Here is a 26,340-nt window from a genome sequence, read left to right as displayed (position 1 = left end):
CCGCACACGGCGGCATCACTGGGAATCGGCCGCCAGGCGCTGTCGTTCGGCGTCGAGTTCGCGCAGTTCCAGTCTCACCGCACGCCCCTGCTCGCTTTCGGCGGGCACCCGTTGGATCGCGCCCAGAAGCTCGCGTTTGCGCGAGTCGATGGACCGCGTGACCAGGCGGCGGGCCAGATCCTGCGCCGAGACCGTGGCGTGGTCGTCGTCGCGGGCGGGGAACGGCCCGGTGAGCAGCTCGGCGGCCAGAGAGCGATAGGGCTCGCGCACCGCCGAGACGGCGTCGGCGGCCCACCCCGTGCGGCTGAGGTCCTCCACGGCTGCCACGCTCTGGCGGACCGCATCGAGGCCTGCATGCCGCATCGGCAGCTCGAGCGCGCGACGCCGCAGCTCGGGGTCGATACGGTGCCCGTACTGCAAGAAGCCCATCATCGCATCACGTTCGAGTGCGACCTCGGCCGACCGCGGCAGCGTGGCCAGAGTGACCCGCAGTTCGGGCTCGGGGGTGGATGCCGCAGCCTGCGCCGCGACCGCGCGCGGGGCGGCGGCATCCTTCTCGCTTCGCTGCTCGGCCCGCGCCGCCGACGTCACCGCGCCGTGCACCTCGCCGGTGTCCATGCCCAGCCGCCGGGCCAGGACCCGCTCGTATTCCCGGCGGAGTATGGGGTCGCGCAGTTCGGCCACGATCGGGGCGGCGGCGCGCAGACCGCCGATGCGCCCTTCCACCGTCGCCAGGTCGAAGCCTGCGATGCGCTGATCGATGACGAACTCGAACATCGGCGCCTTGGCGTCCATGAGCGCTCGCACGGCGCCGTCGCCGCGCTGCAGACGAAGATCGCACGGGTCGAGATTGTCGGGCGCGACCGCCACGAAGCTCTGCGCCTTGATGCCGCGTGTCGAGGCGAAGGCGCGCACCGCCGCCTTCTGACCGGCAGCGTCGGGGTCGAACGTGAAGACGACCTCGGCCGCGGCATCGTCTCCGATCACGCGGCGCAGGATTCCCATGTGGTCGGCGCCGAACGCCGTGCCGCACGTGGCAACCGCCGTGGTCACGCCGGCCAAGTGGCAGGCCATGACGTCGGTGTAGCCCTCGACCACGACGACGCGGCGAGGGTCGCCACGGGCGATGTCTCGTTTGGCGAGGTCGAGCCCGTAGAGCACATGCGTCTTCTTGTAGAGCGCGGTCTCGGGCGTGTTCAGGTACTTCGGGCCGTTGTCATCCTCGAACAGACGTCGGGCGCCGAAGCCGAGGGTCTGCCCGGTGATGTCGCGGATCGGCCAGACGACACGACCGCGGAACCGGTCGTACACTCCGCGCTGGCCCTGCGAGACCAGTCCCGCGTTGATGAGCTCTTCGCGGGTGAAGCCCTGCTTCGTCAGCTCGTCCATCAGGCCCGACCAGCCCTTCGGGGCGAACCCGACTCCGAAGTGGGCGGCGGCACCCGCGTCGAATCCGCGCTCGCCGAGAAAGCGTCGGCCGGCGTCGGCGGCCGGCGTCATCAGCTGCAGGCGGAACCACTCCGCCGCCGCCGCATTCGCCGCGAACAGACGGGTGCGGCCCGACATCTCGGGGGCGGGCCCGCCCTCTTCGTAGTGCAGCGTGAAGCCGATGCGGGCGGCCAGCCGCTCGACGGCCTCGGTGAAGGTCAGATGGTCCATCTGCCGCAGGAACGTGTAGACGTCACCGGACTCGCCGCACCCGAAGCAGTGATAGAAGCCGACCTGCGGGCGCACATTGAAGCTCGGGCTGCGCTCGTCGTGGAACGGACACAGTCCCTTCATCGACCCGATGCCGGCCGGTTTGAGCGCCACCCGCTCGCCGATCACGTCGGCGATGTTCACGCGGGCCTTGACCTCATCGATGTCGGCCTGCGCGATCCGGCCGGCCATCAGCGGCCCTCCACCGGGTCGAGGTGCCCGGGCGCCTGGATGCGCTGCGCCCGCTCGACGACCGGCTTGGATGCGGGGCTCCAGACCCCCAGGGATGCCGCATCCACCTCGCCGATCAGCCGCCCGTGCCACGCGATGGCCTGCTGGTCGGTCAGGCTCGCGACCTGGTCGACGACCACGCGCCGGGCTGCGGCATCCGACTCCGCCGCGGCGAAATCGCCGGCATACACCGACGAGAGCTCGTCGGGACGTTCACACAGCGCGTCGGCGAGCCGCTTGAGCACGCGGCGCTGCTCCTTGTAGAGCGCCTTGCGGCCTTCGATTGTGACCACGAAGGCTCCAATGATGCCTTTGAGCACCGCCATCTCGGCTTCGACCACGCGTGGTACGACCACGTGAGCCCGGTAGCGGGTCAGCACCGTTCCGGGGTAGGCGGCGCGCGTGGCGGCCGTCGCCGCCCGCGCGAACCGGCCGATCAGATCGCTGGTCAGGTTCTTCAGCCGCGCGAGGGCGGGACGGGTGCCGTCGAACGATGTCAGCCATTCGCCCAGCCCCGTGAGCCGGTACAGCGCGTCTTCGAGCTCGTCGCGGCGGAAGTCATAGCCCACCCAGGCCTGAATCGCGTCCAACAGACCCTCGTGCTCCCCCGGCGCCGTCAGCCGCGCGGGGTCGAGGTAGCCGTTGACGATCGCGTCCTCGAAGTCGTGCACCGAGTAGGCGATGTCGTCCGAGAGGTCCATCGCCTCGGCCTCGATGCAGCGCACCCGGCCGGGGGCGTCGGCGCGCATCCAGGTGAAGACGTCCTCGTCATCGCTGTACACGCCGAACTTCATGCGCCCGCCGGCGTCGGGCATCGGGCGGTCGGCCGTCCAGGGGTACTTGCACGTCGCATCCAGACTCGCCCGGGTGAGGTTCAGCCCGTAGCTCGTCCCATCGGGGCCGAGCACCTTCGGCTCCAGGCGGGTGACGATCCTCAGCGTCTGTGCATTGCCCTCGAACCCGCCGATCTGTTCGGCCCACTCGTTCATCGCCCGTTCGCCGTTGTGGCCGAAGGGAGGATGACCGAGGTCGTGGTTCAGGCACGCCGTGTCCACGACGTCCGGCGACAGCAGCAGCGCCGTGGCCAGCTCCCGTCCGACCTGTGCGACCTCGAGCGAGTGCGTCAGCCGATTGCGGGCGAAGTCCGCCGGCGAGGCAGGGCTCAGCACCTGGGTCTTCGCGGCGAGCCGCCGCAGTGCTGCCGAGTGCAGAACGCGCGCCCGATCGCGGGCGAAGTCGTCGCGCTGCGAGCGATGCCGCTCCCCGAAGAACCGTGCGGCATCCGCGTCGTCGTATCCGCTCGGCCGGCCCGGGGCGACCCCGACCGCGGACCCGCCCTCAACCACCACTCGTGTCGGCCTCCGACTCGGTCAGCGTCGACGCGTATGTGCCGATCTCGCGGGAATTCAGCCATCCCTCCGGCAGCACCGTGCGTTTGGGCGTGCCCGCACGTCCGCGCTGGCCTTCGGCCGGCTCGCCGGGGTACGGCGCGTCCAGGTCCATCTCGCCCAGCAGATCATCGATCTCTGCGAGAGAGGATGCCGTGGCCAGCCGTGCCCGCAGCTCGCCGCCGACCGGGTACCCCTTGAAATACCAGGCCACATGCTTGCGGATGTCGCGGCAGCCGCGGTCCTCGTCGTCGAAGAACTCCACGAGAAGCTCCGCGTGCCGGCGGAACGCCCGGGCGACGAATGCGAGGCTCGCGTCCACCGGCGCAGCCGATGCCGCCCCGGGCCGGCCGAGCGCACGGGCCAGATCGCCGAACAGCCATGGGCGGCCGAGGCATCCACGCCCCACAACGACACCGTCGCAGCCGGTCTCGACCATCATGCGTCGGGCATCGTCTGCCGACCACACGTCGCCGTTGCCGAGCACCGGAATGCTCGTGACGGTCTCTTTGAGCGTTGCGATGGCCGACCAGTCGGCGTGCCCGGAGTAGAACTGCGACGCCGTGCGCGCGTGCAGCGCGATGGCCGACACTCCTGCGTCTTCGGCGACGCGCGCAGCCTCGAGGTAGGTCAGGTGGTCATCATCGATGCCCTTGCGCATCTTGACGGTGACGGGGATGGGTCCGGCGGCGCGCACCGCCCTGGTGACGATGTCGCGGAACAGGTCGAGCTTCCACGGCAGCGCAGAGCCGCCGCCCTTGCGGGTGACCTTGGGAACCGGGCAGCCGAAGTTCATGTCGATGTGGTCGGCCCGGTCTTCGGCCACGAGCATCGTCACGGCGTCGGCGACGGTGGCCGGGTCCACACCGTACAGCTGGATGGAGCGCAGCGACTCGGACTCGTGGTGCGTGATCAGCCGCATCGTGGTGGCGTTGCGTTCGACCAGTGCCCGGGTCGTGATCATCTCGCTGACGTACAGCCCGGCGCCGTACTCGCGGCACAGGCGGCGGAACGCGGTGTTCGTGATGCCCGCCATGGGCGCCAGCACCACCGGCGCATCCAGCTCGATCGGGCCGATGCGCAGGGTCTGCGCGGGCACATGCACGGGGGCATGGGCGGGGGCGGTCAGAACACTCACCCGTCTATTCTCCCAGAAGCGCGGCCTGCGCAGACGGCACAGACGTAGCCTGGGGAATGTGAGCGATCAGAGTCCCCAGAACCTGCGCGAGATCCCTTTCAGCACCGCCGACGGCAGGGCCGCCTCGTTGAGCGACTTCGACGGCAAACTGCTGCTCGTGGTCAACGTCGCCTCCAAGTGCGGTCTGACCCCGCAGTACGAGCAGCTCGAGCAGCTGCAGCGCACGTACGGCGACCGCGGGTTCACCGTGCTCGGCTTTCCCTGCAACCAGTTCATGGGCCAGGAACCGGGCACGATGGAAGACATCCTCACCTTCTGCTCGAACACCTACGGCGTGACCTTCCCGGTCTTCGAGAAGATCAAGGTCAACGGGCCGCACGCTGCTCCCCTGTACAAGGCGCTGAAGAAGGCGAAGGATCCCGAGGGCAAGCACGGCCCGATCCGGTGGAACTTCGAGAAGTTCGTGCTGACGCCCGACGGCGAGGTGCACCGCTATCGTCCGCAGACCCGGCCGGACGACCCGGCCATCGTGCAGGTGATCGAGGCGAACCTGCCGCCTCAGGACTGAGCAGCCGCTGCGCGGTCCTGATCAGTGCTGTGCTCAGCAGCGCGGTGCTCGCCCCAGACCTGCTGGGTGATCTGCGTGAACGCCTCCGGCGGCTGCGCGCCGCTGACGCCGTATTTGCCGTCGATCACGAAGAACGGCACGCCGTTGATCCCGTATGACGCGGCCTGGGCTTGGTCGGCACGCACGTCGGCGAGGTAGCGGTGCGACTCCAGCGCGTCGCGGGCGGCTGCGGCATCCAACCCCGCCTCGCCGGCCAGCGCGACCAGATCGTCGACGCGACCGACATGACGACCCTCGGTGAAGTACGCCGACATGAGGCGCTCGGCCATCTCGTGCTGGCGCCCCTCGGCCTTGGCGAAGTGCAGCAGCTCGTGCGCCTTGACGGTGTTCGTGTGCTGCAGGATGTCGAAGCGGTACTCCAGCCCCGCCTGCGCCGCCACTCCGGTCACGCGGTCGAGCATGCCGCGCACGTTCTCACGGGACATGCCCTTGTGGCCGGTGAGATAGTCCAGTTCGTCGCCCTCGAAGTCGACCGGCGTGTCAGGCGAGAGCTCGAATGAATGGAACACCACCTGCACGTCGGGGGCGTCGTCGGCAGCGGATGCCTCAGCCAGCCCCTTCTCGAGATTGCGCTTGCCGATGTAGCACCAGGGGCAGGCGATGTCGGACCAGACGTCGATGGTGATGGGTTCAGTCACGCCGTGTACAACCCCCGTGCGGTCGGCTTCTATTCCGGCGTGGATGTCACAGGTCGGTGTCGGGTGTGTCCACCGCGCCGCCGAAGCGCCGGTCCCGACCGAGGTACAGGTCGATCGCGTGCCACAGGTCGGCGCGGGTGAAGTCGGGCCACAGCGTGTCGAGGAACACGAACTCGGCGTACGCCGACTGCCACAGGAGGAAGTTCGATGTGCGCTTCTCACCCGACGATCGGACGAACAGGTCGACGTCGGGCATGTCGGGCACATACAGCCGCCGCCGGATCAGCTTCTCGGTGACCGCCGAGGCGCGCAGCCGTCCGGCCGCCACATCGTCGGCGATCGAGCGCATGGCGTCGACGAGTTCGACGCGCCCGCCGTAGTTCACGCACATCGTCAGCGTGAGCACGTCGTTGTCGCGGGTGAGCTGCTCGGCGTACTGCAGTTCTCTGATCACCGATCCCCACAGTCGCGGCTTGCGTCCCGCCCACCGGATGCGCACACCCCACTCGTTCAGCTGATCGCGCCGGCGGTGCAGCACCTCGCGGTTGAACCCCATCAGAAACCGCACCTCGTCGGGAGAGCGTGCCCAGTTCTCTGTCGAGAACGCGTACACCGACAGGTGCTTCACGCCCGCCTGCACGGCGCCGGCCACGACATCCAGAAGGGACGCCTCGCCCGCCCGGTGCCCTTCGATGCGCGTGAGCCCCCGGCGATTGGCCCAGCGTCCGTTGCCGTCCATCACGATCGCCACGTGCTGCGGCACGGACCGGGCTGGCCAGTCCGGCGGGTAGAGGCCTGTCCAATCCAGCGGACGATAGGCGACGGCGTCCTTGTGCGTGTAGGGCTTGGGCGTCACAGGCGCGCTTCCTCCGGCCACACCGGCTCGTTCAGAACGTGCTGAAGCGCACGGATGCCGCGTTCCAGATGCCACTGCGCGTAGGCGGCGACCAGACCGGATGCCGCAGCGGTCGAGCCCGGCGAGGCGGCATCCACCACATCCCACTCCCCCGCGATCAGCGCCTGCAGCAGGTGCGTCGTGGTCAGGTCCACGCGCACGGCGCCCGCCGGCGCGCAGTTGCGGCACACGACACCGCCCAGCTGCGCCACGAAGGAGTCGTGCGGCCCGGGCAGTCCGCAGCGCGCGCAGTCGACGAGTCCGGGCGCCCAGCCCGACATCGACATCGCGCGCAGAAGATAGGAGTCCAGGATGCTGCGCGAAGCGTGGTCGCCGCGTGAGAGCGCGCGCAGCCCGCCCACCAGCAGCAGGTACTGCTGCGGGGTGGCTTCTGCCTCGTTGAGCCGGTCGGCGGTCTCGACCATGGCACTCGCGGCCGTGTACCGGTCGTAGTGCACGGCGATCTCGGCCCCGTAGGCGCCCAGCGAGTCGGCCTGCTGGACGATGTCGAGATTGCGTCCACGGTAGAACTGCGCGTCGGCGACCATGAAGGGCTCGAGTCGCGCGCCGAAACGGGACGACGTGCGCCGCACCCCCTTCGCCACCGCACGGATCTTGCCGTTGCGGCGACTCAGGCACGTGAGGATACGGTCCGCCTCACCCAGCTTGTGGGTACGCAGGACGACGACCTCGTCACGATAGGTGGGCACTCGTTCATTATCGCGGCTGGCGAGGACAATAGAGGGGTGACCGACCCGATCTTCGTCATCCCTCTGTGGGCCGACCTCACCGCTGTCGCGCTCGGCGGCGTGCAGGGGGCCATGTTCGCCGCAGGATTCCGCGGTCAGCGGCGTCTGGACTTTCTCGGCGTCGCGCTGATCGGTATCATGATCGGCATGGGCGGGGGCCTCATCCGCGACCTCCTGTTGAACACCACCCCGGTGACGCTGCAGAACAATTGGTATCTGGTGACGGCGACCGCCGCGGCCCTTCTGGGTATGCTCCTGGCCGCTCCGCTGGCAAAGCTCAGCGGCGTGATCGTCGGGCTGGATGCCCTCGTGATCGCGCTGTTCGGGGCGTTCGGAACCAGCAAGGCACTGGCCCTGGGACTTCCACTGGTGCCCGCCGTGTTCGTCGGCGTGGTCGCCGCCGTGGGCGGCGGCGCCCTGCGCGACGTCTTGATGGGGCTTCCGGTGGCCATCATGCACGTCGGGTCGCTGTACGCGGTCGCCGCCGCGGCCGGATGCGTCGTCCTGGCCGGCATGCATGCATTCGGCGTGCCCACCGTGGTGGCCGCGATCGTCGGCATCGCGGTGACGAGCGTGATCCGACTGCTGGCCGTGATCTTCGACGTCTCACTGCCCGAGCAGCGCATGCTGCACCGGCGCAAGGTCGCGGTCGAGACCAGCGCGATCGCGGTCATCAAGCCCGACGAGGCGTAGACCCCTGCGCGCGCCCTATCGCTTCGCGCGCGAGGGCGGGTAGGCTCCGCTCGTGGACCGTCGTCGCACCACCGCAGCGCACGTTCGTGGGCGCGCGAGCGCGCGGCGCGCGAGCGCGCGGCGCGCGAGCGTCGCGGCCGCGGCGATCATGGCCGCCGTCGTGACCGCCCCGCTTCTGGCGGCCTGCACGGTGAACGCGGCGGGTGCACCGACGCCCACGGCGACCACGCGTGAGCCCTGCACAGCGGCGGTCGAGACGCTCGTCGACGCCGTACGCACGACCGTCGCCGGCTATGAAGTGCCGCTCACCGCCGCGGCGTCGCCGGGGCCGACGCCGGTGCCGTCGCAGGTGACCGGCGGCGGATCGCCCGACGATCAGCGCGCGCTGCAGGACGCCGTGGCCGCGGCGCGCACGACCCGGCAACAGCACGGGTGCGCGTCGTTCGACCGCGACCTCACCAGGGGCCTGGACACCATCACGCCGCAGGGCGCGGTGGCCGACGCGGTGTGGCGGCGACTGTCGGCGACGTTGCTGGGCACCGTCGAACAGAGCACGGGCGACACAGTCATCGCCGCCGGCACCGACCTGCGTGACGCCGTCGCGCACGCCGCGGCCGGCTCGGTGATCGCTCTGCCGGCCGGCGTGCTCACGCTGACCGCGACTCTCGTGCTGCTGGACGCGGTGACACTGCGCGGTGCCGGACGCGACGCCACCGTCATCCATTCGGAGGCGCCGAATGTGGGGGTGCTCGTGGCGGGTTCGGCGGCGGTGCGCCTTACGGACCTCTCGCTGGCGATGACGGGAAGCCAGGCCGCGTCGGGCATCGTCGCCGGCACCGGCACGACGCTCGCTCTCACGCGTACGCGCATCTCGGGAGCGAAGGCGGATCAAGCCGGAGACGGCGGCGCCGGTGTGTATCTGTCCGGCGCGCGCACCGCCACAGCGGGAGCAGACACGACCTTCGAGGCGACCGATGCAGTCTTCGCCACCAATCAGTGGGCCGGCGTGGCGGTCGCGGGATCCCACCGCGTGAGCATCCAGGCCTCACGATTCGAGCGCAACGGAAAGGCCGGGCTGCTGTTCCTGGACGCCGCGGGAGGATCCGTGGTCAGCAGCACATTCACCTCCGACGGGATCGGGATCGCCGTATCGGACACCGCGGCGCCCACGTTGAAGTCGAACACAGTGACGGGAGGCTCGGTGGGCGTGCAGACCGACAGTCATGCCGCGCCCGTCATCGACGGACTGCGGGTGAGCGCCGCAGACAAGGCTTCGCTCATCATCGGCGGCGACTCCCGGGGCTGGATCGGTGGTGTCTCATGCTCACATTCCCCCTACGGAATGATCATCTCCGCGAGGGCGGCGCCGACTCTCGGTTCGAACACCTGTCCATTGCAGCGCGGCGGCTCCTGACGCTCGTCGCACGCAGTCCGTTCTCCACTACGCGCGTGACGTGCTCAACTGATCTTTTCGAGCTTGCTCTGTACAGGGGCGGTCAGCGATGCCATACTGTGCCGATCGGAGACGTGCAGCGCTCTGGCCTGCACGGCCCGAGAGAGGGTCCCATCCGTCGGATGGACCTATCGGGGAAGTTTCTATCGGGGATGTGCTGGGCTCGCTGAGGGAGCACTGTGCTGTCGGTCAAGTCTGCACGGCGGAGTCGGTCACGGATCGATTCTGACGGTGTGCGCACGAATGCCGTGCGCGACCGTTCGCCGAGACGGCGACTCGTCGCGAAGGCGCTGGTTTCCAGCGTCGTATCGGCGGCGCTCGTGATCTCGGGCGTCGGTGCTGCCGTGGCGGCACCCGCCTCCGCACAATCGGCCCCCAACGCCTCCACCCCGACGACCGCGCAAACCGCGCCCGGTCGCTCCCCTGCTGCCGAGCCCGCGTCCTCGCTTCGCTCGGCACTGGTCGTCGCTGTGCCGACGCTGTCTCGCCGGGACGCTCGAGCAGCCATCGATGCGGCGCTGGCCGCACGCGACCGGCAGCTGCGCGCACAGCGGGCACAAACCGACACGGCGGTCCACGCGGTGCAGCAGGAGCGGGCCGCACAACGACAGCACGCCGTCCACGTCGCCGCCGAGCGGGCGGCACAGGCACAGGCGACGGCGAACGCGAAGCTGCAGGAGGCCCTTGCCGCACTTGCGAAGGCGCTGTCGACGTCGAAGTGCACGACGGTGGGCGGCACGAATGGAACGAAGGCGTCGATCTCGTGCCCGATGGAGCACGGCGACGCGACCATCTCCGGCGACGACTCCGTCGGAGTGCACACGCCGTCGCCGGACCCGTCACCGAGCGCATCGCCCAGCGCATCGCCCGATCCGAGCACGTCGCCCGACGCCACTGCACCTCCGGCGTCGGACCCGTCGCCCGCGCCGACGGACGCGCCCCAGTCGCTGACCGCGTCCTCACTCCCGACCGACCCGGTCTCCAGCGACCAGTTCCTCACCGGCGACGCGCTCGCCGCGGCCGTCACGCAGGCAGAGAACGAGTGGGCGGCGGTCGGAGCGGATGTCTCGGGAATCGACGTCGTGATCGGGTCGCTGCCCGGCGCCACGCTCGGCCAGACGACGGGACGCTCGATCGTCATCGATGAGGATGCCGCCGGCTGGGGCTGGGCACGCATGAGCCTGATCACCACAGTGCGACACGAGATCGGCCACGCGTTGGGTGCCACCCACACCGACAGCGGCGTCATGAGCGAACTGCTCGCCCCGGGTGAGACCCACCCGGTGGACGCGTCGGTGCTGCCGGCCACGGTCAGTGCGTCTACACCCGCGCCCGCGGATACCACCTCGCAACCCACTCCTTCGACCTCCGCAGCACCCGCGCCGTCCGATTCGGCCGGCCCGGACCCCGCATCGACGACCACGACCGACTCCGATGCAACGACCCCGGCGGGCTCCACTGCGGCCGGCTCAGCTCCGACGTCCGATCCCACGACCACCGTCACGTCCACCAGCACGTCCACGGGCACGATCTCAGACGCCCCTGCAGCCTCCGACGCCGCGGCCTCCGACACTCCGAACGACCCGGTCACCGGATGGTCGGTCGCAGGCACGGTGGCCACGCTGGTCCTCTCCGCCGCGCAGGCGGAGACGGGCGCGCTTGCACTCGTCGAGGGCCGCATCGCATTCACGCCGCAGACCGGCCCCGCGCTCACGATCGACGTGCGCGGTCTCACCGCGGTGGTCGTGCGCAGCGCAACCGCACCGGCGTCGTTCACGATCGACCTGAGCGGCCTCACCGGCATCGACCTGACCCTCGACGACATCGCCGACGCGGTGGACATCACCGGGCTGGCCGACGCCGTGCTCACCGGCGACGAGGCCCGATTGCACCTGGACACCGCCCTCACGCGGCTCACTTTCCTGGCACCACGGGTCTCGGCGATCATCCGCAGCACGGGCTCGGTGACCCTGGCGGGCAGCATGCTGCTGCCGGGAAGCGACCTCACGATCGGTGCCGCCTCGATCATCGTGCGCGCCGGGACGGTGCTCGACACCACCGGACCCGTGCGCGACGGAGACATCACGCTGCTCGCCGCCGACCTCACCGACCCGGCGACGTCGGCTGCAGCATCCATCAGCATCGTCGGGGCGACCCTCAGAGGTGGCGCGGTCACGCTCGACGCGCAAGCAGCACGCCACAGTGGGCCCTCCGTCACATCCACCGCCACCGTCGCCCTCGACGACGCGACCGTCGTCGCGTCCGGCGATGTCCTGCTGCGCAGCTCGTCCACCACAGACACGTCCACCTCCGGCCCGTCCGCCGTGGCGCGCAGCGCATCGACTGCTCTGACCACGGTCGGCGGCAACAGCTCGATCACGACGCCCGGAGCCGTGCGCCTCGAAGCCCGCAATGCGACGACCATGACGGCGATCGGGACGGGCGGTGACGACCCCGGCATCGCCGACGCGGACCTCGTGCGCATCACCCGGGCCGTCCTCGACGGCGACCAGCAGATCTCGGCGGCGCAGCTGGCCCTGCTCGCGACGGCGACCGGCTCGCTCAGAGTCGTCGCCTCGGGCTCGGCGGGCGTCGTCGGCGCGATCCCGGCGCTGGCCGCTCCTGTTCTCGCAGCAGCGCCGCACGCGTCCGCGATCGCGGTCGGCCGTGCCCTCCTCGACACCTCGGCGCAGCTGGCGCCGTCTGCCCGCGTCACGCTGACGGGCGCGCATGCCGTCATCGACGCCCGCTCGCGCTTCGACGCCACCGCGTCGGCCACCGGAGGCGTGTCGGCGCTCGTCGTCAATGACACCGCCGACAGCGCCCTGGCCGCCGACAGCGCGCTCGTCGGCGCGTCCGACCTGACCGTGCGCTCCCAGACCCAGCACTCCGCTGTCGCCGACGGCGGCACCGGCTGGGCGCTCGTGTCTTCGACCGCCCGCGCGGTGGCCGCAGTCGGCACCGGCGCACCGCTCGTCCTGTCGGGCAGCCTCACACTGACGGCCGACCAGGATGCCGTGGCCCGCGCCACCGGCACCGGTGCGGCACTCGTGCTCGGCGCGCACGACACCGCCGTGCGGCTGGACCGCGCGGCCGTCGTCTCAGGTTCGACGGTGCTGCACGCCGACGGGCGGTCGGTGAGCATCGCCAGTGCGAGCCCGGGGTCAGCGAGCCAGGCGGTCTCTCCGGCTCTGCCCACCGGCACCATCGTCGCACTGAGCGGAGCCGGGTCGGCGGCGGCCGGCCTGCCGCTGGCCATGCCCGTCGTGCGGGCGTTCGCAGCGGCCGCGGTCGCGGCGACGGTCCGGGCCACTATCGGGGTGGATCCGGCATCCGGGTCCCACCCGCTGCGCTCCGGCGGCGTCGTCCAGGTGACCGCGATCACCAGCGGCGCCAGTTCAGCCTCGGGCGGCACCTCGGGCGCGGTCGCGGCATACGTGCTCCCCCCGCTCGTGCGCACCGGCACCGTCGTGGTCGACAGCCCGATCATCGCCGGCGGCGACGTCGCATTGCACGCCGGACGCGGCCCTCCCGACCCGGCCGCCTCCGACATGTCCTCCGACCGATCCTCGGCCCGCGTCGCCCTCGACGCCCCCATCACCCTCCTCGACCCGACCGCCTCACTCACGGTCTCGAACCCCCTGCAGATGTCGGCGTTCCCGCCGCCTGCAGATGCGGTGTTCGTCTCGGCCACTCTGGGCGGCACAGTCTCGCGGGACGGCGCAACCCTCGTGTTCGCACCCGGCTCCCTTCCCGCCGACGCGTGGGTGACCATCACCCCGCGCCACGACCCGGTCGACGGCATCCTGTCGGCATCCGCGATCTACGACCTGCGGGCATACGACGCCGTCACAGGTGCGGCGATCACCACGTTCCACATCGCCCCGGTCCTGACGATCGCCGTCAGCCAGCCCGGCGCCCGGGTCTGGTACGTCGCACCCGACGGCAGCGTGCAGGCCGTCGACACCATCGCCGGCCACAGCACGGTCACCGCGGCACTGCCGCACTTCTCCGACTACGTCGCCGGCTCTCCTCTGGCCGGCATCGTCGGGCTCATCGTCGCGCAGCTGCAGTCGTACCTCGCCGGCGGCTACACGCACAGCCTCGGAGACCTCGCCTTGGGCACCGTCGTCACGCTCCAGGGGCTCACTCTCACGATCTCGTCGCTGTCCGGGGGCGCGACGTACACGGGCAGCGCGAGCGTGTCGGGCACATTCCAGCTCGCATTCACCGTCGGCGGCGTCTCGGTCGCGGCATCCGCCCCCGTCAGCGTCACGTACACCCTCACCCAGGCGGCAAGCCTGGACGCGGGGACCCTGTCCGTCTCGGTGGGTACCGCCGACACCGGATTCGACCTCACGGTCACCTCGGGCACCACGACCGTCGCGAGCATGCACGTGAGCACCGCGGTGCTCAGCCAGTCCGGCACGGATCTCACCCTCGATGCAACCGGCGTCTCGGCAGCGTTCGGCACACTCGCCGGAATCGGCGCCGGCACTCTGCACGTCCAGTCGTACACCGACACCGGCGACCTGCACGTGGCCCTCACCGGGGCCACCCTGACGATCGCGGACGGTGCGGCGACCCTGGACGACGTATCGGTGACGTACGACGGCGCGAACGGGCTCGCGCTGAGCGCGAACGTCACCCTGACAGTCGCCGGCATGACCCTCACGGGCTCGGCCGCCGCGGCCTCGACCGGCACCGGCACCGGCACCGTCGTCACGGTGAGCGGCCTGGCCGCCACCCTCGCCGCCGGCGACGCTCAGACCGTGAGCCTGACCGGCGGCAGCGGCACCCTGACCTTCGACTCGGGCGGCGTCAGCGGCTCGGCCAGCGCGACAGTCGTGGCCACAGGCCTGCTCACGGCCACCCTGGCCGGTCGGCTCGACATCGACACCGCTGCCGGCACCGCGGCCATCGCCGTGGCCGGACGCGGTCTGAGCATCGACCTGGGCGGGGGCCTGGCCGTCTCGAACGCCGTCGTCGGCCTGTACGCGCAGTCCGACGGGTCGGCCACGCGGCTCGCCGTCGACGCCTCAGGCGCGGTGACGCTGAGCGGGTGGGCAGATGTCGCCCTGTCGGGCGCGTTCCGCGCGCGGATCAACGGGTTCACCGACGCGGTGGATCAGACGATCTCGCTCGCCGACGGCTCCGGTGACGTCACGGTCGCCTTCGACGCCGGCCAGGGCGGGTCGCTGACCGGCACGGGCGTGACCGTGACGGTGCTCGGCCAGCAGATGACAGCCGACCTCGCCCTCACGCGCACCGGCACCGGTTTCACCGCATCGGTGGCGAACCTCACGCTTGCATTGGGCGGCGACGGCGCCGCGGTGCGATTCACGAACGGGTCGGGCACCCTGACCCTCGACGGCACGACGGCCGAGGCCACTCTCACCGGTACCGCGCACATCGCGGTGCCGGGCCTCGCCTTCGACTCGGACCTCCTGTCGCTGCAGCTGAAGACCGGCGACGGCGCCCACGTGCAGGTCTCGGGCACCGGCGTCACCCTCGCGCTGGCCGGGCAATCGATCACGTTCGAAACGATCGACCTCGCGCGCAGCGTCACCGACGGCATCACCCAGACCACCCTGGCCGTCACCGGCGGCTCCTTCGCGATGACGGCCGGCTCGACCGTCCTGCTGACCGTCCAAGACATCTCCGGTGCGCTGACGATCGGCGCGAGCGGGGTCTCGGGAACCCTGACTGCGGGTCTGGCCGATCTGCCCGCGGTGCTGGCCGTCACGACGGTCTCGGTGGCGCTGAACACCGCAGCGGCGGCGGTCGGCGCACTTCCGGCGGGACCCTATCTGCGCATCGCGGCGACCCGAGCGACGATCACCGTGGGCGGGCAGTCGCTTCAGGCCGATCTGACCTTCGAGCAGGGGGTGAATGCCGCCGGCGCGGTCATCGTCCGTGCGGGGATCGCGCAGGCGTCCCTGGCCGTGGGGACCTCCGGCGCCCCGCTGGTGACCGTGACCGGCGGATCGGGCGCGCTCGTGCTCTCGGCAGGCGGCGAGGGCGCGGGTATCGCCGCCGTCGTGACCGGAACGGTCGCCGTCACCGTCCCGGGCCTGGCGCTGACCGGCGCGCTCCAAGTCCGGGTGAACACCACCGGAGAAGATGTCGACACCACCGTCGTCGTGGGCGGTGCGCCCATCGCGCTGGTCCTGCCGGCCGACAGCGGAGCATACCTGCAGCTGACCGGAGCGGATGTCACCCTGGCCGTGGCCGGCCAGGGCCTGTCGGGCACCGTGACCTTCACGCAGACCTCCGGCACCACCACCGTCACGGTCGCCGACGGCACCGTCGACTTCGGCGATGGCCTGGCGACCCTCAGCGGCGTCACGGCGTCGCTGACGGTCGCCGCGGGCGGGGTCTGGGGCACCATCAGCGGCACCGCAGACGTGCACCTGCCGGGAGTCGTGATCGACGCCACCACCCTGACCCTGCAGCTGAACACCGACGCCGCCGCGCACGACCTGCTCGCCGCCGGCGCCGTGCGTCTCGGCGCGGTCGGACTGGACCTCACCGTCGCCGGGATCACCCTGCACGGCGACGCCTGGCTGACCCGCTCCGTCGCCGACGGCGCTGTCTCGTACAGTCTGTCCATCACCGGCGGCACCGGCGATCTCGGCACCACCGTAAGCGTGAGCAGTCTGACGGGCACGCTGCTGATCGGACCGGCAGGTGTCGCCGGACGCCTCGCCGCCACGGTCACGATCACTCCGCCGACCGGTCTGACCATCGTCTCGACGAGCGTCTCGGTCGTGGTGAACACCGGCTCCGGCCCCGTCACAACGTCCACCGAGACGCTGCCGGCCGGGCCGTACCTGAGGGTGGACCTCGTGGGTGCGACCGCGACGATCAGCGGCGGCGGCACCATCGCCGGCTCGTTCTCGCTGCAGCGCTCCCCCGGGTCCGATGGCACGACGGAGACCGTGATCGCGCTCTCGGGCGTCACCGTCACCCTCAACGGCGCGCCCCAACCCGCCCTGTACGACGGCACCGGAGCACTGCTGCTGCGCGCGGACGGCATCGCCGGGTTCCTGTCGGGAACCGCATCGGCGGGCGGCGACGCGGTCTCGATCGGCGGATCCGTGCTGCTGCAGGTGAACACCACGCCCGACGACATCGACACAGTGGTCACGGTCGCGGGAGTCGCGATCCCCTTCACCATCGCCAAACCCGCTTCCGGCACCATCACTTTCCGCGTCTCGGCGTCTGACCTGACCCTCACCATCGGCGACTTCGTCACGATCGAAGGCGACCTCGCCTTCGCCGACACGACGATCGGCGGGCAGGCCGCGAAGACGGTGGCCGCCAGCGGCCTGACGATCTTCCTCGGGCGCGGCCCGGCCTATCTCGACGGCGGCGCGCTCAACCCGTTGGCGGTGGGCGTGCTGCTGACGGATGCCACGATCGGCCTGGTGCAGATCGGCGGCACGTGGGCGCTGACGGCGACCGGCACGGTCAGCATCATCGGAGTTCCGGGCGTGAGCCTCACCGGCAGCACCAGCGTGCGTGTGAACACGACCGGTCTCGCGCTGAACGAGACCATCGAGATCCCCGGCAGCACCGACCCGGGCGTCCTCGTCCAGTTCACCGGCACCGACGACGTCACAGAGTTCGTCGTCAGCGCGGCACAGCTCGCATTCGGCGGTCTCGCCCTGGGCGGCACCTTCTCGTTCGGCCGCAACGCAGGCGACATCACGGCGAGCGTCGCCGACGGCAGCCTCTCGCTGGGCGGCGCCGTGCAGCTCTCGTCGATCACCGGCGATCTGGTCGTGCGCGCCGACGGCATCGCCGGCGTCCTCGCCCTGACGGTCTCGATCGCGGCCCTCGGGCTGCACGACGTCACGGCCGGGCTGGCCGTGAACACCTCCTCCGCGGCGACCACGGTCGGCACGACGGATCTTCCCGCCGGTCCCTCCCTGCGAGTGACCATCGGCAGCGGCCCGATCACCCTGCTCGGGCAGACCCTGCAAGCCCAGGTCGCCGTCGAGCGCACCACCACCGGCGGCATTGCGACGACCGTCGTCGCGCTGGCGGGCGTGTCGCTCTTCCTCGGCGACGACGACGGCACGACCAGCGACGTCACCGACGACATCGGGGTGCGCCTGAGCGACGGCTCCGGCATCCTGATCCTGTCGCCAGCCGGAATCGCGGGACGCGTGACCGGCGCGATCTCGGTGCAGCTCGGCGGCTCCGCCCAGCTCGAGGGCACCCTGACACTCGCCGTGAACACCACGACCGCAGCGGCGCGCGCGACCGTGCTCGTCGGCACCACCACGCAGTCACTCGACGTCGCAGCCGGACCGTACCTGCGCTTCGAGGGCACGGGCCTGACCCTCTCCGTGCTCGACCAGCGCATCAGCGCGGACGTCGCGATCGAACGCGTGACACCGCTGGCCGGCGACGGCACCCCCGTCACCGACCGCAGCGTTCTGCGCATCGCCGCGTCGCACGTCTCGCTCGCGTTCGGCGGAGGGCTGCTGCGCGTCACGGACGGGTCGGCGCTGATCCTGCTGACTTCCGGCGGAGGCGACTCGTCGCTGGCCGGGCGCGTCACCGGCACGGTGTCGCTGTCGGTGCCCGGCATCGCCCTGGCCGCCGGCATCGCCGTCGAGTTCAACACGGGCTCGGGCGCCGTCGATGACACCTTCACCATCGGCGGGCAGACATTCTCGCTAGCCCTTGCGCCAGGTGGGGCGAACGGCTACGTGCGCGCGACGGGCACCGGGGTGTCGGCGACGATCGCCGGTCAGGCCGTCACGGCCGACCTCGACATCCTCTCGGCCGACGACGCGCTGACCCTGACGCTGCAGAACCTGCGGCTCGCACTCGGCGGCGCGATCCCGATCGCGACCATCGTTCAGCCGCCCTCGGGCGCCGATGCCACCGCCACACTCACGCTCACCTCTGCCGGCGCGTACGGTGCGATCGCCGCAGAGGTGACGCTGGCACTTCCCAGCGTCGCGGTCAGCGGCATCGTGCACGTCGCCTTCAACACCACGGCCGACGCGCAGACGGTCGCCGGGATCACCGACCCGCTGCCGGCCGGGCTGCTGCGCGTGATCGGCGAAGGCCTGGAGATCTCGATCGCCGGCCAGAAACTGGACGCCGACATCGCCGTCGAGAAGGTCACCACGACCGACGGTGAGACTGCCGTACGCGTCGCGGTCTCGAACGCTTCGATGACGCTCGGACCGTTCACCGCCGACACCGGCACCGGCATGCTCGTCATCTCGTCGGCAGGGCTCGCGGGCTCTGTGGACCTGCACGCGAGCGTCGCCGACGGCAATCTGCCGTTCTCGCTCGGCGCGACCGTGGCACTGCAGGTGAACACCACCGCGACCGCCGTCGACGAGACGCTCGTCGTGGGTGCGGGCACCGTGCGCCTCACCGTGCCCGCCGGTCCGTTCGTGCGCCTGTCGGCCGCAGGAATCACCCTCACCGTCCTCGGGCAGACCCTGCAGGCCGACCTCACGATCGAGCAGACGGCATCGTACGGCGCCGACGGCGTCGCGGGCGGCGATGACGACTCCACCCTCACCCGCATCGCCCTGGCGAACGTGGCCGTGGCGCTGAGCGCGGGCGGTGCACGCGTGGGCATCGACGACGGACAGGCCCTGTTCGTCGTCACCGCGGCAGGCGGCCTCGCCGGGCGAGTGACCGGCACCGCGTCGGTGACCGGCGTACCCGGACTCACCGTCACCGGAACGTTCGAGCTCGATGTGAACACCACTGCGGGCGCCGTGTCGGAGGCCATCGTCGTGGGCGGCCAGACCGTCACGGTCGATCTGCCCGCAGGCGGCGACGACGGATACCTGCGCATCGCCGGCACCGGCGTGCACCTCACCCTCGCCGGGCAGACGATCGCCGGCGACATCGAGATCGTGCAGGATGCCGGCATCCTCACCCTCAGCGTCTCCGACGGCGTGCTCAACGTCGGCTCCCCCACGCTGGTGAGCGCGACAGAGATCACCGGGACCCTGCAGCTGAGTGACGCGGGGGTCGCCGGTTCGATGGGGGCCACGCTGACGGTGGCGATCCCGACGCTGACGGTCACCGGCGCGGTCGCCGTGCAGGTGAACACGGGCACCGTCGCCGTCGTCGTCGACGGCACCTCGCTCGACCCGGGACTGACCGTCACCGTCACCACCGCGACGATCACCGTCGCCGGGCAGTCGCTCGGCGCCGGGCGCGTCGTCATCGCCCGAACCCCCGACGGGAACGTCGCGCTGTCGGTGACCGACGTCACACTCAGCCTCGGCGGCTTCGTGAACGTCACCGCCACGCAGCATTGGTCGGGGACGCTGCTGGTGACCGCTGCCGGCGTCGCGGCCGTCTTCAGCGGCAGCACGCAGGGTGTCTTCTCGCTGCCGGGCCTGACCCTCAGCGGGGACGTCGACATCGCCGTCAGCACGCTGGCCACCGCTGTGCGTCGCGCGGAGGTCGGGATCGACCTGCCGGCCGGGCCGTTCCTGCACGTGTCCGTCACCGGTGGCGTGCTGGCCGTCAGCGGCGGCCCGTCGTTCTCGGGCAGCTTCGTGATCGCGCAGGATGCAGCCGGCGCGACGAGCATCGCCTTCAGTGGAGTATCGGTGTCGCTGACCGCATCGGTGGGCGGCCAAGGGCTGAACATCAGCGACGGCACCGGGGCGTTTCTGCTCGGCGAAACCGGCATCGCGGGGCTGTTCTCGGGGACGCTCGCGGGTGGAGCGGGCGGAGTGGATGCTTCGGGAACGGTCGCCGTCCGGTACAACGGCACCACTCAGCCCCTCACGCAGACCTTCACCGTGAACGGCGTCCCGGTGCCGCTCGCGTTCGGTCCAGACGAGGTCGCCGACGCCGCCGGCCACCCGTTCGTCGCCGTCGCCGTGTCGGGAACGCTCAAACTCGGCGACTTCGTCGAGATCAGCGGGATGATCTCCTTCACCGGCGGCGAGGTGTCGGTGTCGGGCCTGACGATCTTCGTCGGCCAGGGGCCGGGCTTCGCGGGCACCGACGCCGACGGCACCGCCGTGCGCAATCCCTTCGCCGTCGGGCTCTACCTCACCGGCGTGACCGGCCTGATCACGGGGTCCTCGACCGACCACGACCGCGCGGCCGCCCTGACGGGTGTCGTCGAGCTCGTCGGCATCCCGGGCGTGACCCTCACCGGCAGCGTCAGCGTGCTGTACAACGAGTCGACGACCGAGCAGACGCTGGGCAGCGGCGACGACGCCGTCACCGTGGCCGAGGGCTCGACCACCACACCGATGATCCTCGTGGTCGGCGATCTGACCCTCGCCGTCGCCGGCCAGCAGCTGACCGGGACGTTCGGCTTCCAGACGCTCGCCGGCGGCGGTCTGCGTGTCTCGTTCGGGCAGGCCGCGCGCGACGGCGGCTCGCCGCTGACGCTCAGCCTCGGCGGCGGTGTCGTCGTGGCATCCATCGCTTCCGGCGAGCTCGACCTCACCCCCAGCGGCGTGGCCACGGTGCTCACTGCGACCCTCGCACTGCATGCCGGCACGGGATTCTCCCTGACCGGCGCCGGCGCCGATCCTGCCTCCGTGCAGCTGCAGCTGAACACCGGCACGGCGGCCAAGACAGTGCAGGGTGTCACGCTGCCCGCCCAGTCGGTGCGCCTGCAGCTGGGCACCCTGGCCTCCCCCGCGCAGCTCGGTGTCGCCGATCAGACCCTGTCGGGCATGTTCGTGTTCTCGCAGGTCCTGGGCGATCTCGCCCCCGGGGCGCCCGCAGGCACGCCCCGACCGAGCACGGCGGTGATCGTCGCCACGGCGCTGAGCCTCACGCTCGGCAGCAGCAGCGCGGGGGTCGGCCTGACCGGCGGGCAGGCCGTCCTGCTCGTGCGCGACTCGGGGCTGGCCGGGCGGATCACGGGCACCGTCGCGATCCACGTGCCCGGAAACGCCGTCCAGTTCTCCGGCATGTTCACCGTGGCGCTCAACTCCGGCGCGGCCGTCGACGAGAGCTTCACCGTCGACGGGACCACTGTCGTGCTCGCCCTCGATGCCGGTCCGCTCGTTCAGGTCGTGGGCCAGAACGTGATCCTCGTCGCCGGAGGCCAGCGCCTGTCGGCCGACGTCACGTTCACGCAGGCCGGCGGCACCACCACGATCGCGGTCGACAACGGCCGCCTCGCGATCGGCGACGGCACCACCGCCTTCGTGACCCTCGCCGGTGGTACCGGGTCGTTCATGATCGACAGCAGCGGCTTCACCGGCGATATCGCAGGGACCGTCACTGTGGCCGTGCCCGGCGTGCAGTTCACCGGCGACTTCACCGTGGGAGTGGCCGGCGGCGCCTTCACCGTCACGGGTGAGGACATCACCGTCGCCGTCGGCGGAATCTCGCTCACCGACGGAACGATCGGCTTCAGCCAGACCGGCACCGGTGCGGGCCGGATCGTCAGCGTCTCGGTGTCGGCGCAGCTCGACCTGGGTGCGCCCATCGGCGTGCTGGGCCTGACCGGCGCGCTGCAGGTCACCGCGGCAGGGCTTGCCGGAGTGCTCACGGTGGGCACCACGAACCCGGACGGCATCTCGCTCGGCGGCGGTGTCGTCATCGCCGCCGACGACCTCACCTTCCAGATCAACCGCTCGGCGCAGGCGGTCGTCCTGTCCGATGCTGCGCAGACCCGGCTCGAGGCGGGACCGTACGTGCGCCTGACCGGCACGGGCGTGACGGTGACGATCGGCGCGGTCAGCCTCACCGCCGACCTGCTGTTCGAACAGGCTGCCTCGAGCACCGGAGTCACCCGTACGGTCATCGCCGTCAGCGGCGGGCAGGTCGCACTGGGCGATGACGACCCCATCCTGACCGGTGTGGAAGGGGTGGTGATCCTCACCGCCGATGGCATGGCGATGCGCCTGGCCGGGACCGTCGACCTCCGCGGGCTGCTGCCCCCGGGCGCCACGATCGCAGGCTCGTTCGCTGTGGCGATGAACCAGTCGACGAGCCGGGTGGCCGAATCGGTGACGGTCGGCGGCCGCACGGTGTCGCTCGACCTGCCGGGATCGCTGGGGATCTCCGTGAGCGCCACCGGAGCCACGCTCACCCTCGCCGGGCAGACCCTCACCGGCGACGTGGGATTCGTGCGCGGCACGGGCGCCGGCGCGGTCACCACGATCACCCTGGCGAACGTCGGTCTGCGCATCGGCGATGGCACATCCGACATCCTGACGCTGACCGGTGGATCGGGCCTGCTGACCCTCGCGTCGACGGGCCTGTACGGCACCGTGGAAGGGGCCGTCGCCCTGACGGTGCCCGGGGTCGCGGCATCGGCCGACATGACGCTGAACATCGACACGCGCCCGCCCACCGCAGCGTTCGCGCTGAAGGTCGCCGACCTCGCCCTCACGGTCGCGGGGCAGACCCTGACGGGCGACTTCACTTTCACGCAGTCCGGCACCGGCACCGCCCGGGTGATCACGGTCGCCGCCACCGCGGTGCACCTGTTCCTCGGCGACGCGGAATCCGGGGTGGGCCTGGACCTCACGGGCGGCCACGGCGTGTTCCTGCTGAGCTCGACAGGCATGGCCATGGACATCGCCGCAACCGTGAACCTCACGGGGACGGGCTCGCTGCCGATCTCGCTGGGCACGGGCCTGGTCATCGGCCTGCAGGTCAACACAGCCCCCACTGCCATCGACACCACCGTGGGCACGACCACCATCAGGCTGCCGGCAGGCAGGTTCGTGCGGGTGCAGATCTCCGGCGGCATCACCGTGCTCGGGCAGACGCTGTCGGGCTCGTTCTCCTTCGAGCAGGCGCAGTCCGCCGGCCCGGACGGCACGTTCGGCACGACCGACGACCTGGGGATCCTGCGGATCGCCGCCAGCGACGTCGGGCTGTTCGTCGGCGACGACGGCGGGACCCCGGACGACACCACCGACGACATCGGCCTGCGCCTGTCGCGCGGCTCGGCCCTGCTGGTCATCAGCCCCGAGGGCGTGGCCGGGCAGATCTCGGCGACCGCCGCGATCGGCCTCGGCCTGGGCAGCCCGATCACCGCCACGGTGGCTGTCACGATCAGCGACCTGCGGCGCACCGTGAACGGCAAGGTCGTATCGGTGCCGGTGTCGGAGCAATTCACCGTGGGCGGGGCGACCACGACCCTGACGCTGCCGGCCGGTCCGTTCTTCACGGTCGCCGCCACGGGGCTGACCCTGGCGATCGGCGGGCAGTCGCTTGCGGCCGACGTCTCGTTCACGAAGATGACAGCCGCAGGCGCCGACGGGGCGATCGGAACCTCCGACGACGTCACCACCTCGCAGATCCGGTTCGCGAACGTGTCGCTGCGCATCGGCACCGCCGACCGCGACATCGTGGTGCTCAGCGGCGGCACCGGCGCCTTCGACATCGTCGGCGCGACCTCCACCGCGCACGGCGGCATCGCCGGCAGCGTCCAGGGCACGATCCAGGTGCTGATCCCCGGGGTGACCTTCATCGGCACGCTGCACGTGCAGGTGAACACGCTCGAGGCGGACTACACCCCCGAGGGCACCACGACGGCTCTGACCCCGGGGGTGAGCGTGGGTGGCACCGGAATCTCTCTCGTGCTGGCCGGCCAGAAGCTCACCGGCGGCTTCGCGTTCACCAAGAAGGCCGACGGCACAGTCGTCATCACCCTCACCGACGTCGGTCTGGCTCTGGGCGACGGCACGACCACCTACGTCACCGTCTCGGTTGCCTCCGGTGAGATCCTCGTCGGCCGGGCGGGTGTGACCGCCGCGCTCACCGCCGGCGTGTCGGTGGCCGCCGCCTCGCCCCTTGCCGGTGTGTTCGCGCTCGACGTGACGGCGATCGTGCAGCTGAACACCTCGACCGCTGCGGCCACGATCGGCTCCGTCACGATCCCGGCGAACAGCCTGCGCGTTCAGGTGGGCACCGTCGCAGACCCCGCGACCGTGACCGTGCTCGGTCAGTCGATCGCGGGAGTCGTGCTGTTCGAGCAGCTGAAGACGGCGGCGGGCGTCAACGTCATCCGGCTCGCCTTCACCTCGGTCGACGTGTTCCTCGGCGACCCGGGCGCCAACGGACACCCCGACACCGTGACCGACACACCCGATGACGTCGGGGTGCGGCTGCGGGACGGTGCCGGTGCGTTCATCGTCACATCGACCGGCATCGCCGGACAGATCTCCGGCACCGTGAGCCTTCCCGGCCTGCCGATCGGGATCACCGCCGCGCTGTCGCTGCAGGTGAACACGTTGAGGGATGCCGCGGGCAACGGCGTCGCCGTCGACCAGACGTTCTCGTTCAGCGGCACCGACACGCCGCAGCGGCTGGTCCTGCCGAAGGGGCCGTACCTGCGCATCGCCGCCGACGACATCTCGGTGACCATCGGCGGGACGGCCGGGATCGCGCTGACCGCCGACTTCGCCTTCGAACGGTTCGGCACCGGGACCACGGCCGTCTCGCGGATCGCCCTGGCCGACGCGACGCTGACGGATTCGACCGGCGTCAGCGGCTCCAGTCCGGGCCTGGTCAGCGCCTCCGGCTTCTTGGTGGTCTTCTCGCCCGGGGCGACGACCGCGATCGGGCCGATCGTCACGACCGCCAGCGGCGGGATCGCCGGCGTGATCACAGGACGTGCCCAGATCAACGCCGGCTCGTTCACCGGCGGTGCATCCGTCGGTCTCTCGGTCAACACCACCGGTGCGATCGTGCACCAGACGATGACGGTCGGCGGGCAGCAGGTGTCGCTGGACCTGGCAGCGACACCGGTGTACTCGTTCATCGTGCAGGACCTGAGCTTCGACTTCGGCGGCATCGTCGAGATCCGCGCCGGCCAGTTCGCGATCGGCGGCGACGGCTCGTTCACCGGCTCCGGGCTCGACCTGTTCATCGGCGCGGGACCCTCCAAGCTCGCCGACGGCACCGACAACCCCGACGCCATCGGCGTGCTGCTGAAGAACGCCGCAGTGGCGTTCCAGAAGTCGGCCTCCGGCACCGGCTGGGCTCTGTCGGCCTCGGGCACCCTGGCGCTGCTGGGTCTGGACGGCCTCGGCATCTCGGGAACAGTGTCGCTGACAGTGAACACATCGGCGACGTCGATCACCCTGCCGGGCATCACGAGCCCGGTCGCCGGCGGCGTGTTCGATCTCGCGGCGACCGGGGTGACCATCACCGCCGGCGACGCCGTCAGGATCACCGGGTCGCTGCGCATCAGTCGCCTGGCCGACGGCTCGCTCGACATATCGGTGCCCACGGCGAGCGTGCTCGTCAAGGTCGGCGGCCGCGCCGTCGCGTACCTCACCGGCTCGGCGACATTCGGCATCGCCCCGGGGACCGGGTTCCGGCTCGGCTCATTCCGGGTCACCGACTTCAGCCTGTTCCCGGCCACCGACCCGGTGCCGCCGACGGCGACGGCGCTTCCCGCACAGTTGACCGGTGACATCGTCGCCCCCGGCCCCGGATCGGTCGTCACCGCTGCTGGGCTGACCTCGCTCCAGGTCACCTACACCCCGACCGACGGCACGGTTCAGGCCGCCACCGTCGGCGTCGACGACATCGTCGTCACCGTGTCGGGTCTGAACCCGATGTCGGTCCTGAGCGTCACCGCCGTCAGTGGCAAGCCGAACACCTGGAGCTATACCCTCTCGACCTCGCAGACACTGCCGGTGGCCGCCCTTGTCACGGTGCGGTTCGTGGATGGCGCGGTCAAGGCCACGGCCTCCGACTCCACCCCCTACGGCCTCACCGGCAGCAGCCGCCAGTTCTATCTGTTCACCCCGCAGGCGCAGCAGGATGGCTCGTTGTCGTTGCCGGGGCCGCTGGCGTCGCTGACCACCACGACGGTCAGCCAGAATCAGCTC

Annotated in this window: 10 protein-coding genes (1 of these 10 cut by a window edge); 4 read left to right on the top strand and 6 right to left on the bottom strand. The window is 71.0% G+C overall.

Annotated features, from left to right (window positions below; translation table 11 throughout):
- Positions 1-15 precede the first annotated feature (15 nt).
- The 3 genes from dnaG to dusB are packed head-to-tail and all read right to left on the bottom strand — an operon-like array spanning position 16 to position 4,455.
- Positions 16-1,890: a DNA primase gene (gene dnaG / locus QU603_RS07420; RefSeq protein WP_308493843.1), complete on the bottom strand. Its 1,875-nt coding sequence runs from the start codon at positions 1,888-1,890 to the stop codon at positions 16-18.
- Positions 1,890-3,275 (bottom strand): deoxyguanosinetriphosphate triphosphohydrolase, encoded by a 1,386-nt coding sequence (locus QU603_RS07415; protein ID WP_370655350.1) that lies wholly within the window; start codon positions 3,273-3,275, stop codon positions 1,890-1,892. Before QU603_RS07415 ends, dnaG begins: the two co-directional genes overlap by 1 nt.
- Positions 3,268-4,455 carry a tRNA dihydrouridine synthase DusB gene (dusB, locus tag QU603_RS07410; protein ID WP_308493841.1) on the bottom strand — a complete coding sequence of 396 codons (1,188 nt, stop codon included), beginning with the start codon at positions 4,453-4,455 and terminating at the stop codon, positions 3,268-3,270. The genes QU603_RS07415 and dusB overlap by 8 nt, the downstream gene beginning before the upstream one ends.
- Positions 4,456-4,513: 58 nt before the next feature.
- Here dusB and QU603_RS07405 point away from each other — a divergent pair, with 58 nt between their 5' ends.
- On the top strand, positions 4,514-5,023 hold the full coding sequence (locus tag QU603_RS07405) for a glutathione peroxidase (RefSeq protein WP_308493840.1): 510 nt from the start codon (positions 4,514-4,516) through the stop codon (positions 5,021-5,023).
- Here QU603_RS07405 and QU603_RS07400 read toward each other — a convergent pair.
- The 3 genes from QU603_RS07400 to recO are packed head-to-tail and all read right to left on the bottom strand — an operon-like array spanning position 5,014 to position 7,326.
- A complete protein-coding gene (locus tag QU603_RS07400) occupies positions 5,014-5,721 on the bottom strand; it encodes a DsbA family oxidoreductase (RefSeq protein ID WP_308493839.1) in 708 nt (235 codons plus the stop codon). The two genes, QU603_RS07405 and QU603_RS07400, sit on opposite strands and share 10 nt — an antisense overlap.
- A 46-nt stretch (positions 5,722-5,767) precedes the next feature.
- On the bottom strand, positions 5,768-6,577 hold the full coding sequence (locus QU603_RS07395; protein WP_308493838.1) for an isoprenyl transferase: 810 nt from the start codon (positions 6,575-6,577) through the stop codon (positions 5,768-5,770).
- Entirely contained in the window at positions 6,574-7,326 is a 753-nt protein-coding gene (gene recO / locus QU603_RS07390) for a DNA repair protein RecO (protein ID WP_308493837.1), read from the bottom strand. The genes QU603_RS07395 and recO overlap by 4 nt, the downstream gene beginning before the upstream one ends.
- A 36-nt stretch (positions 7,327-7,362) precedes the next feature.
- Here recO and QU603_RS07385 point away from each other — a divergent pair, with 36 nt between their 5' ends.
- The 3 genes from QU603_RS07385 to QU603_RS07375 all read left to right on the top strand — a co-directional run.
- Positions 7,363-8,058 carry a trimeric intracellular cation channel family protein gene (locus tag QU603_RS07385; protein ID WP_308493836.1) on the top strand — a complete coding sequence of 232 codons (696 nt, stop codon included), beginning with the start codon at positions 7,363-7,365 and terminating at the stop codon, positions 8,056-8,058.
- 52 nt (positions 8,059-8,110) lie between these two features.
- A complete protein-coding gene (locus QU603_RS07380; protein ID WP_308493835.1) occupies positions 8,111-9,472 on the top strand; it encodes a right-handed parallel beta-helix repeat-containing protein in 1,362 nt (453 codons plus the stop codon).
- Positions 9,473-9,744: 272 nt separating this feature from the next.
- Positions 9,745-26,340, top strand: partial view of a hypothetical protein gene (locus QU603_RS07375; RefSeq protein ID WP_308493834.1) — the 5' end (the start) only. 19,920 nt of this gene lie beyond the right edge of the window; only the first 16,596 of its 36,516 coding nucleotides appear in the window; it begins with the start codon at positions 9,745-9,747; its stop codon lies beyond the right edge, outside the window.

The organism is Microbacterium terrisoli, from assembly GCF_030866805.1.
GTDB classification, from domain to species: domain Bacteria; phylum Actinomycetota; class Actinomycetes; order Actinomycetales; family Microbacteriaceae; genus Microbacterium; species Microbacterium terrisoli.
The sequence above is the reverse complement of the archived record's forward strand: the minus strand, read 5'-3'. Positions and strand labels throughout refer to the sequence as shown.

Coding starts and splice junctions, on each gene's coding strand:
- dnaG (WP_308493843.1), bottom strand. CDS start 1,890: ATGGCCGGCCGGATCGCGCAGGCCGACATCGATGAGGTCAAGGCCCGC.